Source organism: Streptomyces sp. NRRL F-5755, from assembly GCF_001279365.1.
Lineage (GTDB): Bacteria > Actinomycetota > Actinomycetes > Streptomycetales > Streptomycetaceae > Streptomyces > Streptomyces rimosus.
Genome location: NZ_LGCW01000265.1, coordinates 98,061 through 111,483, shown reverse-complemented (window position 1 = coordinate 111,483; position 13,423 = coordinate 98,061). Strand labels below are relative to the sequence as shown.

Annotated in this window: 13 protein-coding genes; 8 read left to right on the top strand and 5 right to left on the bottom strand. The window is 73.3% G+C overall.

Annotation, left to right across the window (positions count from 1 at the left end; genetic code table 11):
* Nucleotides 1–210: 210 nt before the first annotated feature.
* The 4 genes from ADK86_RS23610 (at nt 211) to ADK86_RS23595 (ending at nt 3,954) form a co-directional block, all read left to right on the top strand.
* Entirely contained in the window at nt 211–1,503 is a 1,293-nt protein-coding gene (locus ADK86_RS23610) for an alpha/beta hydrolase (protein ID WP_053698376.1), read from the top strand.
* 89 nt (nt 1,504–1,592) lie between these two features.
* Entirely contained in the window at nt 1,593–2,264 is a 672-nt protein-coding gene (locus ADK86_RS23605) for an ABC transporter permease (RefSeq protein WP_030373793.1), read from the top strand.
* Nucleotides 2,261–2,941 carry an ABC transporter permease gene (locus ADK86_RS23600; RefSeq protein WP_030589966.1) on the top strand — a complete coding sequence of 227 codons (681 nt, stop codon included), beginning with the start codon at nt 2,261–2,263 and terminating at the stop codon, nt 2,939–2,941. Before ADK86_RS23605 ends, ADK86_RS23600 begins: the two co-directional genes overlap by 4 nt.
* 38 nt (nt 2,942–2,979) lie before the next feature.
* A complete protein-coding gene (locus ADK86_RS23595) occupies nt 2,980–3,954 on the top strand; it encodes an ABC transporter substrate-binding protein (protein ID WP_053698390.1) in 975 nt (324 codons plus the stop codon).
* Nucleotides 3,955–4,036: 82 nt separating this feature from the next.
* Here ADK86_RS23595 and ADK86_RS23590 read toward each other — a convergent pair whose 3' ends face one another.
* Both ADK86_RS23590 and ligD read right to left on the bottom strand, forming a co-directional pair.
* Entirely contained in the window at nt 4,037–5,194 is a 1,158-nt protein-coding gene (locus ADK86_RS23590) for an ABC transporter ATP-binding protein (protein ID WP_053698375.1), read from the bottom strand.
* An 84-nt stretch (nt 5,195–5,278) separates the two neighbouring features.
* Nucleotides 5,279–6,214, bottom strand: coding sequence for a non-homologous end-joining DNA ligase (gene ligD, locus ADK86_RS23585; protein ID WP_053698374.1), 936 nt, complete (start codon nt 6,212–6,214; stop codon nt 5,279–5,281).
* A 292-nt stretch (nt 6,215–6,506) separates the two neighbouring features.
* Between ligD and ADK86_RS23580 the strand changes: the two genes are divergently transcribed.
* Entirely contained in the window at nt 6,507–7,448 is a 942-nt protein-coding gene (locus ADK86_RS23580; RefSeq protein ID WP_063789065.1) for an NADP-dependent oxidoreductase, read from the top strand.
* A 51-nt stretch (nt 7,449–7,499) separates the two neighbouring features.
* Here ADK86_RS23580 and ADK86_RS23575 read toward each other — a convergent pair whose 3' ends face one another.
* Both ADK86_RS23575 and ADK86_RS23570 read right to left on the bottom strand, forming a co-directional pair.
* Nucleotides 7,500–8,639 carry a cation diffusion facilitator family transporter gene (locus tag ADK86_RS23575; protein WP_053698373.1) on the bottom strand — a complete coding sequence of 380 codons (1,140 nt, stop codon included), beginning with the start codon at nt 8,637–8,639 and terminating at the stop codon, nt 7,500–7,502.
* Nucleotides 8,640–8,831: 192 nt separating this feature from the next.
* Nucleotides 8,832–9,065: a hypothetical protein gene (locus ADK86_RS23570; RefSeq protein ID WP_030589984.1), complete on the bottom strand. Its 234-nt coding sequence runs from the start codon at nt 9,063–9,065 to the stop codon at nt 8,832–8,834.
* A gap of 340 nt (nt 9,066–9,405) precedes the next feature.
* Here ADK86_RS23570 and ADK86_RS23565 point away from each other — a divergent pair, with 340 nt between their 5' ends.
* From ADK86_RS23565 to ADK86_RS23555, 3 genes are read left to right on the top strand one after another with little or no spacing between them, the layout of a single operon-like run.
* Nucleotides 9,406–10,740, top strand: a complete 1,335-nt coding sequence (locus ADK86_RS23565; RefSeq protein ID WP_053698372.1) for a bifunctional cobalt-precorrin-7 (C(5))-methyltransferase/cobalt-precorrin-6B (C(15))-methyltransferase — start codon at nt 9,406–9,408, stop codon at nt 10,738–10,740.
* The gene (cobM, locus tag ADK86_RS23560) at nt 10,737–11,516 is read left to right on the top strand and encodes a precorrin-4 C(11)-methyltransferase (protein ID WP_053698371.1); all 780 of its coding nucleotides are present in this window, start codon (nt 10,737–10,739) and stop codon (nt 11,514–11,516) included. Before ADK86_RS23565 ends, cobM begins: the two co-directional genes overlap by 4 nt.
* A 40-nt stretch (nt 11,517–11,556) precedes the next feature.
* Complete coding sequence (locus ADK86_RS23555; protein WP_078952211.1) at nt 11,557–12,204, top strand: cysteine hydrolase family protein; 648 nt, start codon at nt 11,557–11,559, stop codon at nt 12,202–12,204.
* On the opposite strand, the gene ADK86_RS23550 is transcribed toward ADK86_RS23555, so the two are convergent.
* Nucleotides 12,201–13,421, bottom strand: a complete 1,221-nt coding sequence (locus tag ADK86_RS23550; protein WP_053698370.1) for a cobalt-precorrin-5B (C(1))-methyltransferase — start codon at nt 13,419–13,421, stop codon at nt 12,201–12,203. The genes ADK86_RS23555 and ADK86_RS23550 overlap by 4 nt on opposite strands.
* Between the last annotated feature and the right edge of the window lie 2 nt (nt 13,422–13,423).

Genomic DNA, 13,423 nt, shown 5'->3' with positions numbered 1-13,423 from the left:
GTGGGTGCGTGGTGGTGGGGGCGTGTGGGGGAGAGCGTATGTGCGGCGGTCGGATGTGCGAAGCGAAGACGGGGAATTGGCGGGCCCCGGGGCCCCGCAGCGCCCCGTTCGCTCCTCGCCCGGTGACCATAACCCCGGCCGTCCGTTGACCCTGGCGGCGGTCCGGGAGAACCAAACAACCCTCGTACGGGTGACGGGAGATGTGGGCACATGGGGCTGACCAGCCAGTCGCTCGAAATCATGGTGGTCATGCTGGCCGTGGCCTGTGTGGTGCTGACGGTGTGGCAGTGGCCGCGGCTGTCCCGGCGCGGGGTACCGGCCGTACTGGGCAGGCTCGGGTCCATCCTCGTCACGCAGACGGCGGTGCTGTGTTCGCTCGCGCTCGCCGTGAACTCCAGCTTCGAGTTCTACAGCAGCTGGGACGAGCTGCTGGGCAACACGGACGACGCTCCGGTGGCGGTCGGCAAGGGCGGCAGCGGTCCGCAGTACGCCGATGCCGGCAGCCTTCAAGGCGGGTTGGTCCAGCCCGCGGGGCCGCAGGGTCTGGACCGGGTGAACGGGCTGCCGAAGGGGGCGCCGGACAAGGTCGGCAAGGTCGAGTCCGTACGGATCGTCGGGCGCCGTACCCGCGTCGTCAACCCGGCCTTCGTCTACCTGCCGCCGCAGTATTTCCAGCCCCAGTACCGCCGCCAGCGCTTCCCCGTCTCCGTCGTCATCAGCGGCTACCCGGGCGGCATCATGAACCTCGCCCAGCACCTCCGCGTCCCGCAGACCGCGGGCGAGCTGATCGGGGAGGGCCGGATGCAGCCGACCGTCCTGGTGATGGTCCGGCCGACGATCGCGCCGCCGCGCGACACCGAGTGCGTGGACGTGCCGGGCGGGCCGCAGGCCGAGTCGTTCTTCACGCGCGATCTGCCGGAGGCCGTCAAGGCGGCGTACCGGGTCGGGCACGATCCCAGCGCGTGGGGCGCGTTCGGCTACTCCTCGGGCGGTACGTGTTCGCTGCTGCTGGCCCTGCGCAACCCCGGCGTCTACACGTCCGCCGTATCGCTGTCCGGTGATTACGCGGTGAAGGACGACCTGACGACCGGCAGCCTGTTCGGCAGCGGCGCCGCGGCCGCGCGGCGCGAGCGCGAGCACGACCTGCTGTGGCGGCTGCGGAACCGGCCCGTGCCGCAGGTCTCCGCGCTGGTGGCCAGCAGTCGCCTGGGGGAGCCGAACTACCGTGACACCCTGCGGTTCATCCAGGCCGCGAAGCCCCCGATGACGATCGACTCGATCATCCTGCCGCGCGGCAGCCACCAGTTCTCGACGTGGCGGCGGGAGGTGGCGCCGGCGCTGGAGTGGCAGGGGCGGCAGCTGACGTTCCCGCAGGATGTCGAGTCGGCGCACGCGCGGCCGAAGCGGCCGGGGGCGGGGGCCGTGCCGTCGCCGTCACCGTCGCGGCCCTCGCCGTCGGGTACGGCACGCCCACCCGCCGGAGAGCCTCCTACCGCCCGATAGGCGCGCCGGCCGAGAACGGCGGCCCGGCTCCCTCCCCCATCCGGCCCACCCCGCGCGACACCCACACCCCACCGCGGTGAACTTCTACCGTGACCGCCCCTCCGGACGACTGCCTGGCCCGCAACGACTGGATCTGCGGCGACTACCTCGCCACCCGCCGCCACATCCTCCTCGACGCCGTCCTCCAGCACCTGCACCTCACCGTGGTCTCCGTGCTGCTCGGCCTGGCGATCGCGCTGCCGCTGGCGCTGCTCGCGCGCCGGTGGCGGTGGGCCGTGGGGCCCGTGCTGGGCCTGACGACCGTGCTCTACACCATCCCGTCGCTGGCGATGTTCTCGCTGCTGCTGCCGCTGTACGGGCTGTCCGCCACGCTCGTCATCGTGGGGCTGGCGCTGTACTCGCTCACCCTCCTCGTACGGAACATCCTCGCGGGACTGGCGGGCGTACCGGAGGAGGCGAAGGAGGCCGCCCGTGGCATGGGGTACGGGCCGCTGCGGCAGCTGCTCGCCGTCGAACTGCCGCTGGCGGTGCCCGCCGCGATGGCCGGGCTGCGCATCGCCACCGTCTCGGCCGTCGCGCTGACCACGATCGGCGCGATCGTCGGCCACGGCGGGCTGGGCAATCTGATCTACGCGGGGATGAACTCGTACTTCAAGGCGCAGGTGCTGACGGCGTCCGTCCTGTGTGTCGTCATCGCCGTCGCCTTCGACCTGCTGCTGCTCGGCCTGGAGCGGCTGCTGACGCCGTGGCGGCGCGTATGAGCACGCTCGGGGACGTCTGGGCCTGGCTCACCACGGGCGCGCACTGGTCCGGTGAGAACGGCGTGTGGCACCGGCTCACGGAGCACCTGCTGCTGACCGTCGGCTGCCTGCTCGCCTCCTGTCTGATCGCACTGCCCGTCGCCGTCACCCTCGGGCACCTCGGCCGCGGCGGCGCGCTGGCCGTCAACCTCGCCAACGTCGGCCGCGCCGTGCCCACCTTCGCGGTGCTGGTGCTGCTCCTGCTCACGCCGCTCGGGCGGCACGGGGACTGGCCGACGTTCATCGCGCTGGTGCTGTTCGCGCTGCCGCCGCTGCTGACCAACGCGTATGTCGGGATGCGCGGGGTGGACCGGAGCGTGGTGGAGGCGGCGCGCGGGATGGGGATGTCCGGAGGGCAGCTGGTCTGGCGGGTCGAGGTGCCGCTGGCGCTGCCGCTGGTGCTGACGGGCGTACGGATCGCGGCGGTGCAGCTGGTCGCGACGGCGACGCTGGCCGCGCTGGTCGGCGGGGGCGGGCTCGGCCGGATCATCACCGCGGGGTTCAATCTGGCGAGCACACCGCAGGTGGTCGCGGGGGCGGTGATCGTGGCGGTGTTCGCGCTGCTGATGGAGGCGGTGTTCGAGGCCGCCCAGCGGCTGGGGCCGGCGTGGGCGCGGGGGCGGGGGAGAGCGCGGTGAGGGGGCGGCGGGACACCGCGCGCCGGCGTACGCGCCGGATCGTCCGCCCCACATCCCGCGAGCGCTCCACGACCCGCGCCCGCCTCGCGACCCGCGCCGCACTCACCGCCCTCCTCCTCACCGGCTGCGCCACCGGCCCCTCCCTGGAGAACCGCGGCCAGGTCACCGCCGCGCCCGGCGACAGCCGTCACCTGTCCATCGGCTCGGCCGGCTTCACCGAGAGCGAGCTGCTGGCCCAGATGTACGCGGTGCTGCTCCGCAACGCCGGGTACGAGGCCGACATCCTGACCGTCGGGAACCGGGAGCTGTACGAACCGTCCCTGGAAAGCGGTCAGATCGACGTCGTACCGGAGTACGCGGCGACCTTCGCGGACTGGCTGAACGCCAAGACCAAAGGGGCGGACGCCGACCCGGTCGCGTCGCCGGACCTCGGCACGACCATGAAGGTGCTGCGGAGCCTGGCCACGCCCCGCGGTCTGACGGTGCTGCCGCCGGGCCGGGCCGTCGACCAGAACGCGTTCGCCGTGGCCGCCTCGTACGCGAAGCAGCACCGTCTGAAGACGCTCAGCGACCTGGGGCGCGCCAAGCTGCCGGTACGGCTGGCGGCGGGTGACGAGTGCGTACAGCGGCCGTTCTGCGCGCCCGGGCTGAAGCGTACGTACGGGATCGACATCACGGCCGTCGACCCGAAAGGGGTGGGCACCACGCCCGCCAAGCAGGCCGTACAGAACGGGCAGGACCAGATGGTGCTGACGACCAGCACGGACGCGACGGTCGAGCAGTTCGGGCTGGTTTTCTTGGAGGACGACAAGAAGCTCCAGAACGCGGACTACGTCGTTCCGGTGGTCAACCGGGCCCGCGCGGGCAGCGAGCGGGTCGCCGCCGCGCTGGGCAAGCTCAACTCCGTACTGACGACGGAGGACCTGGCCGGCCTCAACCAGCGGGTGGACAGCTGGCGACGGCTCCCGGAGGACGTGGCGCGCGACTACCTCCGGAAGAAACGACTGCTGTAGCCCCGGCCCGACGGGCCCTCAAGTCAGCCCACCGAGCCGGACCGACAGGCCCCCAAGCCGGGCCCCCGCCCCGCCCTCCCCCTCAATCCGTAGGCACCGAATCCACCTGCGTCTCCTCCCGCGGCACCCCCTGCTCGTCCGCCCCGATCGTGCGCCGCAGTGCCTCGTGCAGTTTGGCGGGGGTCAGGACGCCCAGGAAGCGGGTGCCGTCCACCACGGCGATCCAGCCCGCGTCGTACTTGAGCATTTCGCTGAACGCGTCCTTCAGGGAGCCGCTCACCGGTACCCACGCCTCCATCCGGCGTGCGTGCGCCGAAACGTTCCCCGGCGCGCCGGACATCTCCTCCGTACCCACCCACCCGTGCAGACCGCCCTCCTCGTCCAGGACGACGGCCCAGCGCGCGCCTTCCGCGCGCAGCCGGTCCGCGGCCCGGCCGGCCGGTTCGCCGAGGCGGGCGAAGGGCGGGCGTTCCAGGTCGCCGGGGTCGATGCCGGTGACCACGAGCTGCTTCAGCGCCCGGTCGCTGCCGACGAACTCGGCCACATACGGGGAGGCGGGCGCGCCCAGCACGCTCGCCGGCGTGTCGTACTGCTCGATCCGGCCCTGCCCGTAGACCGCGATCCGGTCGCCCAGCCGGATCGCCTCCTCGATGTCGTGGGTGACCAGCAGCACCGTCTTGTGCAGGGCCGCCTGGAGCCGCAGGAACTCCTTCTGGAGCCGGTCGCGGACGACCGGGTCCACCGCGCCGAACGGCTCGTCCATCAGCAGGACGGGCGGATCGGCGGCCAGCGCGCGGGCCACGCCGACGCGCTGCCGCTCGCCGCCGGACAGCTGCTCCGGATAGCGCGGCCCGTGGACGGCGGGGTCCAGACCGACCCGTTCCAGGAGTTCGGCGGCGCGGTCCCTGGACTGCTTGCGCGGCCGGCCGAGCAGGTGGGGGACGGTGGCGGTGTTGTCCAGGACGGTGCGGTGCGGGAAGAGGCCGGTCTGCTGGATGACGTAGCCGATGCGGCGGCGCAGGCGTACGGGGTCGGTCGTCGCGATGTCCCGGCCCTCGACGAAGATCCGGCCGCTGGTCGGATCGATGAGCCGGTTGACCATCTTCATGGTGGTCGTCTTGCCGCAGCCGGACGGCCCGACCAGCGTCACCAGCTCGCCCTCGGCCACCTCGAAGGAGAGGTCGTCCACGGCGGTGGTGCCGTCCGGGTAGCGCTTGGTGACGGACTCGAACCGGATCATGGGGCCATTGAAGCCCGCGGTCCCGGACCGGTCGCCTTATGCGCGCAAACGGCCCACATACGGGTCCGGTCACCAGCCGCTCCGCTACTCCTCCAGGTCCTCCAGCCGCTCCCGCGCCGCCCGTACCGACCGTCCGCGCCACGACAGCCCCGACCAGGGGTCGGACTCGGAAAGGCGGTCGGGGATGGTGGCCACGGTCCACCGCTGGGCCGTCAGGTCCGGGTCGTCCAGTTCGTCGCGGGTGATCGGGGTGGCCACCGGCGCGCCCGGCTTCGCCCGTACGGAATAGGGCGCCACCGCCGTCTGCGCGTATGCGTTGCGCTGTACGTCCAGGTAGACGCGGCCCTTGCGCTCGGCCTTGCGCTGTTCGGTGGTGAGCCGGTCCGGGTGGCGCCGGGCGAGGAGCCCGGCGGCGAGATGGGCGAAGTCGCGTACGGAGTCGAAGTCGGAGCCGGCGTCCAGCGGCGCGATGACATGCAGGCCGCGCGAGCCGGTCGTCATCAGGCGGGCGGGCAGTTTCAGTTCGTCCCACAGCTCGCAGACGCGGTGGGCGGCCCACCGTACGTCCTCGAAGTCCGCGCCCTCGGCCGGGTCGAGGTCGAAGATCAGCAGGTCGGGGTGGTCGGGCCGGTGTTCGCGGGAGAGCCAGCGGTGGACGGTGACGCTGGCCTGGTCGGCGAGGTAGACGAGGGTCGCCGGGTCGTCGCACACGACGTGGGTGACCGTGCCGCCCTCCTTGGACTGCTCGGAACGCCGTACCCATGCGGGGAAGTAGTCGGGCGCGTTCTTCTGCATCAGGGGCTTGCCGCCGATGCCGTCGGGGTGCCGTTCCATCATCAGCGGCCGGTCGCGCAGATGGGGGACCGCGCGCCGGGCGACCGCCTTGTAGTGGTCGGCCAGGTCGCCCTTGGTGATCCCGTCGTCCGGGAAGAGGACCTTGCCGGGCCGGCTGACCGTGACCGTGCGCCGCCCCGCTTTGATGGTGCGTGTGTCGTCCGCGCCGCCGCTCTTGCCGCTCATATCGGGGACGGGTAACCGGCGGGGGCGCGCGGCAAACGCGGAGGGGTGGGGGCCGGCCGGCGCCGTTCCGGCAGGGGCCGTACGAGTTGCTTCCGGCGCACCGGCCTTGTCCTGCCCGATACGCCCGCTTCGCGTGCTTACGATCCTCAGGGCTGTCGTCTCTTGGCGTCGTTTCACCCGAAGGCGGGTCACGACAGGCGCCACGTTGACGGCGGCCCGTGCCCTGCCATCGGTCGGGAGGGTGGATCGCACGGACGGACACGGGCGCACACGGGCGGAAGGGAACGCGACGATGAGGGCCGTAGCAGTCACCGCATTCGGCGAACAGCCTCAGCTCATGGAGCTGCCGGAGCCGCAGCCCGGCCCGGGCGAGGTCCTGGTGCGGATGTCCGCCGCCGGGATCAACCCCATCGACTGGAAGATCGCCGACGGTCTCCTCAAGGACACCGCGCAGCACTCCTTCCCGCTCGTCCTGGGCTCGGACGGCGCGGGTGAGGTGGTCGCCGTCGGCACCGGTGTGCGCCGCCTGTCGGTGGGGGACGCGGTGTTCGGGCAGTTCCAGCGGCCGGAACGGGGCGGCGGCTCGTACGCGGAGTTCGCGGTGGCCGACGAGCGGTCGGTGGCGGGCGCGGCGCGCGCCGTCACCTACGCGACCTCCGCCGCCGTACCCACCGCCGGTACGACCGCCTACAACCTGGTGGAGGAGACCCGGATCGGCGAGGGCAAGCGCGTCCTGATCGTCGGCGGGACCGGCGGCGTCGGCATCTTCGCCACCCAGCTCGCAGCCGGCCGGGGCGCCGAGGTGATCGCCACCGCCCGGGACGGCCTGGCCGACCTGCTGACCGGCCTGGGCGCGGCGGAGACGGTGGACCACACGGTGGGCCCGGTGGCCGACCAAGTGCTGGCGGCCCATCCGGACGGTGTGGACGTGCTGCTCGACCTGGTCGGCGGCCCGGTCGCGTTCGGCGAGATGACCCGGACCGTACGGGACGGCGGTACGGCCGTCTCCACCGTCGGGGCCGCCGACGCCGACGTACTGACCGAGCACAACCTGCGCGGCTTCAACTTCCACAACCGGCCCTCGCCGCAGCTGCTGGAGATCCTGGCCGGTCAGCTGGACGCGGGACGGCTGACGGTGATCATCAGCGACGAGGTCCCGTTGGAGGAGGCGCCGGAGGCGCTGGAGGGCAGCCGTACGGGACACACCCAGGGGAAGACGGTCATCGGCTTCTGACGACCGTCATCGGCTTCTGAGGGGCGCTGGGCCGCGGCGGTCCGGTGCCCCTCAGTGATCGTGCGGCCCCGGCCGGTGCACCGGCCCGTGCGTGTCCTCGCAGTGCGGGGCGGCGAGTGCCGCGTCGTCCGGCCCGGCCGCTATGTGCAGCACCTCGCCGGGCAGCGGCTGCTCGCCCACGTGGTCGACCTGGAGGGTGGCGTGGGTGATGCCGTACTTCCGGCTCAGCAGGTCGTGCAGATTCCGGCGTACGGCGTGGCAGTCGCCGCCCGGGGCCACCAGGATGTGCGCGGACAGGGCCGGCTCGCCGGACGTGATCTCCCAGATGTGCAGATCGTGGACCTCCACCACCTGGTCCGCCTCGACGAGGTGATCGCCCAGCGCGTCCGGGTCCACACCGTTCGGCGCGGCCTCCATGAAGATCCGGCCGGACTCGCGTACGAGACCGGTGCCCGCCCGCAGCATCAGCACCACCACGACGAGCGAGGCGATGGCGTCGGCCCGCGCGAAGCCGGTGAACAGCACCACCGCGCCGGCCACGGCGGTGGCGATGAAGCCGAACAGGTCGGTCAGGATGTGCTGGTAGGCGCCCTCGACGTTCAGGCTGCTGCGGTTGGCCTTGGAGATGCACCAGGCGGCCACCACGTTGACGACGATGCCGGCGAGCGCGGTGATCACGACCAGGCCGCCGGTGACCTCGGGCGGCTCCACGAGGCGGGTGACGGCCTCGTACCCGAGCCAGAGGGACAGCACGAGCAGCGTGATGCCGTTGGCCTGCGCGGACAGGATCTCCGCACGCTTGAGTCCGTAGGTGTAGCCGCCGCGCGCGGGCCGGGCGGCCAGCCGCATCGCGACCAGGGCCAGCACGATCGAGGCCGCGTCGGTGAGCATGTGGGCCGCGTCGGAGATCAGCGCCAGGGAGCGCGCCAGAAAGCCGATCACCACCTCCACGGCCATGAACGCGGTGATCAGCGCCAGCGCGGCTCGCAGCCAGCGGCGGTCGGCGTCGGGGGACAGGGTGTGGGAGTGGCCCCCCGGCCCATGGGAGTGCCCGTGCCCATGGGAGTGGCCGTGTGCGTGCGAGTGTCCGTGTGAGTCGTCCCGGCCGTCCGAGTGGGCGGGGGCGGGCCCGTGCGCGGTGGGCGGCGGGTGTCCGGAGGTGGTGGCGTCGGCGTGGGCGTGCTCGGTCATGGGCGCGCTCCTTCCCTGGGGCGTCCGAAAGGACGTGCGCAAGGAAGCAAACCGCACTTCGCCGCTAGATCCAAAGGCTGCACCGGTGACCGTTGTCATTACCGTCGGACGGCGTATGTGCGCAGGTCAGAGCGGTTCCCTCGGGGTATCGTGCGGCGGCCCGACCAGTCCCCCGGACCGCCCGCCCGGACGTCACCGATCCCGGCCCGTACACCGCAGCGCGGCCGCCAGCCGGCGGGCCACCTCGGGTGCGCAGCGGCCCAGCTCGACCAGGGGCCGGGGGGCGTCGGAGGCCAGCGAGGGGCCGTCCAGCCCCAGGGACGGCAGGGTGATGCCCACTTCGGCCAGTGCGTCCCGTAGTTCGTCCCGTGCGGCTTCCGCGTCCGTGACCGTCTCGTCCGCCGTCGCGCGTTCCACTGTGTCCATGATCCCAGCGCCTTCCCTCGGTGCCCGTGTCGCGCTTCCACCGAAGAGCATCGCTCGGTGAAACCACGATTACTAGGAGTAGCCAATTATGCGGCCACGAAACGAATTCGGGAGAGCTTGTGGCGATACCCGCGCAACCGGGTGTACGGGACCGCCCGCGAAGCCGTCGGGGACCGCCTCTTACCCTTGAAACGCCCCGTCCGGATGGTCCGCGCCGGGTTGACAACCGCGTCCCGCGAACCGGCCGCGCCATCCCGTACCACCCCGCGGTGCCACCGCCCCGCGCCCCGTCCGACCCCCTTCCGACTCCCGTACGAACGAAGCCCCGAGGTAACCGGCAGTGAGCCCCGTCCCGCCCGCAGCGCCCGCGCCGCACACCCCGGATCCGGCCCCCGCCGCCGCCCGCGTCACCGTCGTCGGCATCGGCGCCGACGGGTGGGAGGGGCTGCCCGCGGCCTCCCGGGAAGCGCTGCGCGGCGCCGGGACGCTCATCGGCGGCGCGCGGCAGCTGGCTCTGCTGCCCGCCGAGTGCACGGGCGAGCGCGTCCCGTGGCCGTCGCCGCTGCGGCCCGCCGTACCGGGGCTGCTGGCCGCGCACGCCGGGCGTGAGGTGTGTGTCCTGGCCAGCGGCGACCCGATGTTCCACGGCATCGGGCGGACGCTGGCCGAGGTGCTCGGCGAGACGGGCGCCGCGCCGCCGCGCGTGCTGCCGCACCCGTCCTCCGTCTCGTACGCGTGCGCCCGCCTCGGCTGGCCCGTCGAGGACACGGAGGTCGTCACCCTCGTGGGCCGCCCCCTCGCGGGCCTGACGGCCGCCCTGCACGACGGCCGCCGCCTGCTCGTCCTCTCCGCCGGTGCCGGGACGCCCGCACAGGTCGCCGGCCTGCTGCGCGAGCGCGGTTTCGGGCCGACCCGGATGCGCGTACTGGAACAGCTCGGCGGGCCGCGCGAGCGGCAGTACGAGGGCACGGCGGAGGACTGGCCGCCGGCCGCCTCCGACCGCACCGACCCGCTCAACGTCATCGCCCTGGACTGCGTCCGCGCCCCCGGCGCCCTCCGGCTCGCCGCCGCCCCCGGTCTGCCGGACGACGCGTACGAGCACGACGGCCAGCTGACCAAGCGCCACATCCGCGCCGCCACGCTCGCCGCGCTGGCCCCCGCGCCCGGCGAACTGCTGTGGGACGTCGGCGGCGGCTCCGGCTCCATCGGCATCGAGTGGATGCGGACGCACCGCACCTGCCGCGCCGTCGCCGTCGAGCGGGACGCCGTACGGGCCGAACGCATCGCCCGCAACGCGGACGCGCTCGGCGTACCGGCCCTGCGCGTGGTCACCGGCCCCGCGCCCCAGGCGCTCGCCGGACTCCCGGCGCCCGACGCGGTGTTCATCGGCGGCGGCCTGACCGCGCCCGGCCTCCTGGAGGCGTGCTGGGCGGCGCTGCCGGCGGGCGGCCGGCTGGTCGCCAACACGGTGACGCTGGAGTCCGAGGCGCTGCTCGCCGACTGGTACCGGCGGCACGGCGGCGACCTCGTACGGCTCGCGGTGGCGCACGCCGTACCGGTGGGCGGCTTCACCGGGTGGCGGCAGGCGATGCCGGTGACGCAGTGGTCGGTGACGAAGACCGACGCCCCCTCTGGCCCTCCCCCCACCCCCTCAGCCCCAGGAGACGCACAGTGACCGTCCACTTCATCGGCGCCGGACCGGGCGCCGCCGACCTGATCACGCTGCGCGGCGCCCGTACGCTGGCCCGCTGCGAGGTGTGCCTGTACGCGGGCAGCCTGGTGCCGCGCGAACTGCTCGCCGAGTGCCCGCCCGGCGCGCGCCTGATCGACACCGCGAACCTGGACCTCGACCAGATCACCGCGGAGCTGGTGCGTGCCCACGAGGAGGGCAAGGACGTGGCCCGGCTGCACTCCGGCGACCCGTCCGTCTTCAGTGCCGTCGCCGAGCAGATGCGCCGCCTGGACGCGGCGGGCGTGCCGTACGAGGTCGTGCCCGGCGTCCCGGCGTTCGCCGCCGCGGCGGCCGCCCTCAAGCGCGAACTGACCGTCCCCACCGTCGGCCAGACCGTCGTCCTGACCCGCATCGCCCAGCAGGCCACCCCGATGCCCGAGGGCGAGGACCTGGCCACGCTCGGCCGCAGCCGCGCCCTCCTCGTCCTGCACCTCGCCGCCCGCTACGTGGACCGGGTCGTCGCCGAACTCCTCCCGCACTACGGCGCCGACTGCCCCGCCGCGGTCGTCGCGATGGCCTCACGCCCCGACGAACTGGTGCTGCGCGGCACACTGTCCGACATCGCGGACCAGGTGAAGGCGGTGGGCGTGGTCCGTACCGCGGTCATCATGGTCGGCCGCACGCTGGGCGCCTCGCAGTTCCGCGACAGCCACCTGTACTCGACGGAGCGGGAGCGGGGATGCGCGGCGGAAACCGGTGGGGCCGAACAGGCCGGATAACGGGTTGATCGGGAGCGGCCGGGGCCGCAGGATCGGCCGAATGAGCGACAGCGTGCGGCCTGGGGTGAGCGTGGGCGAGAGCGGCATACGGCCTGTGAAGAGCGAGAGCGGGAACGGCGTACGGCCCGTCGAGGCCCTGATCGTCGTCGACGTCCAGTCGGCCTTCTTCGAGGGCGAGGAGGCGGTACCGCACGCGGCGGCCGTCCAGGAACGTGTCGAGGATCTGCTCGACCGGGCCCGGGCGGCCGGTGCCCTGATCGTCCATCTCCAGAACGACGGCGCGCCCGGCATGTCCGACGAGACGGGCACCAAGGGCTGGCAGCTGCACCTGCCGGTCACTCCCGGCCCCCGCGAGGTCGTGGTCCGCAAGACGGAGGACGACGGCTTCCACGGAACCCCGCTCGGCGGCCTGCTCACCGACTCCGGCGTACGGTCCCTCGTCGTCTGCGGCGTGATGTCCGAGATGTGCGTACTGGCGACCGCGCGCAGCGCCCTGGAGCGGGAGTACCGCGTCGTCCTGCCGCACGACGCGCACGGTACGTACGACGTGCCGCCCGCGCCCGGCGAGACGGAGGGCGTCCCGGCCACGATGGCCTCGCGGGTGGCGGAATGGGTGCTGGGCGACGAGGTGGAGATCGTCGCGTATGCGAAGGACGTGCCGTTCGAGGGGGTCTCGGGCTCGGCCTAGGAGGCGTCCCGGGGCCCGCGCGGAGCGGCCCGTCCCACCACGTTCCCCGCCCGGTCGATGCAGATCACGTCCACCGCGACCGGGGCCCCGCGCAGGACCGCCAGGGCCTCGTCGCGGGCGGTCGCGGCCACCAGGTCGCCGAGCGGCACGCCGCGCGCCGCGCACAGCTGGAGGGCGGCCAGTCCGGTGTTGGCCGTCGCCACCTCGCCCGCCAGCGCCTCGTCTGCGCCGCCCTGCCGGGCCAGCTCCGCGAGGAACCCCTTGTCCACCTGCGAACGTGCCGAATGCAAATCGAGGTGCCCCGCCGCCAGCTTGGACAGCTTCGCGAAGCCGCCGCAGACCGTCAGCCGCGGTACGGGATGCCGCCGTACGTACTTCAGCACCGCGCCCGCGAAGTCCCCCATGTCCAGCAGCGCGTCCTCGGGCAGGCCGTGCTCGGCCACCACGACCTTCTCCGAGGTCGAGCCGGTGCACCCGGCCACATGCGTACGCCCCGCCGCGCGCGCCACGTCCACGCCGCGCCGGATCGAGTCGATCCACGCCGAGCACGAGTACGGGACGACGATCCCGGTCGTCCCCAGGATCGACAGCCCGCCCAGAATCCCCAGCCGTGGGTTCCACGTACTGCGCGCGATCTCCTCACCGTGATCGACCGACAGCTCGATCTCGACGTCCCCGCTGCCCCCGTACCGCGCCGCGACCTCGGCGACATGATCACGCATCATCTGCCGGGGCACGGGGTTCACGGCCGGCTCGCCCACATCGAGCGGCAGCCCGGGACGGGTCACCGTGCCCACCCCCGGCCCGGCCTTGAACACCACCCCGCTCCCCGCCGGAAGCCGGCGCACGGTGGCGCGGATCAGCGCCCCGTGCGTCACGTCCGGATCGTCCCCCGCGTCCTTCACGACGGCCGCCATGGCCACGGCGCGATCCTCGGCCATCTCCTCGGCGGCCAGCGCGAACGCGGGTGTCTGCCCCTTGGGCAGGGTGATCCGCACCGGATCGGGAAAGTCCCCCGTCAACAGGGCCGTGTACGCCGCCGTGGTCGCCGCGGTCGCGCAGGCGCCGGTCGTCCAGCCGTGCCGCAGCCCGGTGTGCGCAAGCTGGGCGGTACGGCCGCCGGTGGCGCTGCCGCTGCCGGTACCGGTCGTGGGCTCACCGGCGCGGCCTCCCGTACCGTTCGTCTCCGCACCCGTACCCGTACGCGCCTCACCCATGG

Bases quoted from the DNA above. Each gene is read 5' to 3' on its own strand.
- ADK86_RS23610 (WP_053698376.1), top strand. From the start codon at position 211: ATGGGGCTGACCAGCCAGTCGCTCGAAATCATGGTGGTCATGCTGGCC.
- ADK86_RS23600 (WP_030589966.1), top strand. From the start codon at position 2,261: ATGAGCACGCTCGGGGACGTCTGGGCCTGGCTCACCACGGGCGCGCAC.
- ADK86_RS23590 (WP_053698375.1), bottom strand. From the start codon at position 5,194: ATGATCCGGTTCGAGTCCGTCACCAAGCGCTACCCGGACGGCACCACC.
- ligD (WP_053698374.1), bottom strand. From the start codon at position 6,214: ATGAGCGGCAAGAGCGGCGGCGCGGACGACACACGCACCATCAAAGCG.
- ADK86_RS23580 (WP_063789065.1), top strand. From the start codon at position 6,507: ATGAGGGCCGTAGCAGTCACCGCATTCGGCGAACAGCCTCAGCTCATG.
- ADK86_RS23575 (WP_053698373.1), bottom strand. From the start codon at position 8,639: ATGACCGAGCACGCCCACGCCGACGCCACCACCTCCGGACACCCGCCG.
- ADK86_RS23570 (WP_030589984.1), bottom strand. From the start codon at position 9,065: ATGGACACAGTGGAACGCGCGACGGCGGACGAGACGGTCACGGACGCG.
- ADK86_RS23555 (WP_078952211.1), top strand. From the start codon at position 11,557: ATGAGCGACAGCGTGCGGCCTGGGGTGAGCGTGGGCGAGAGCGGCATA.
- ADK86_RS23550 (WP_053698370.1), bottom strand. From the start codon at position 13,421: ATGGGTGAGGCGCGTACGGGTACGGGTGCGGAGACGAACGGTACGGGA.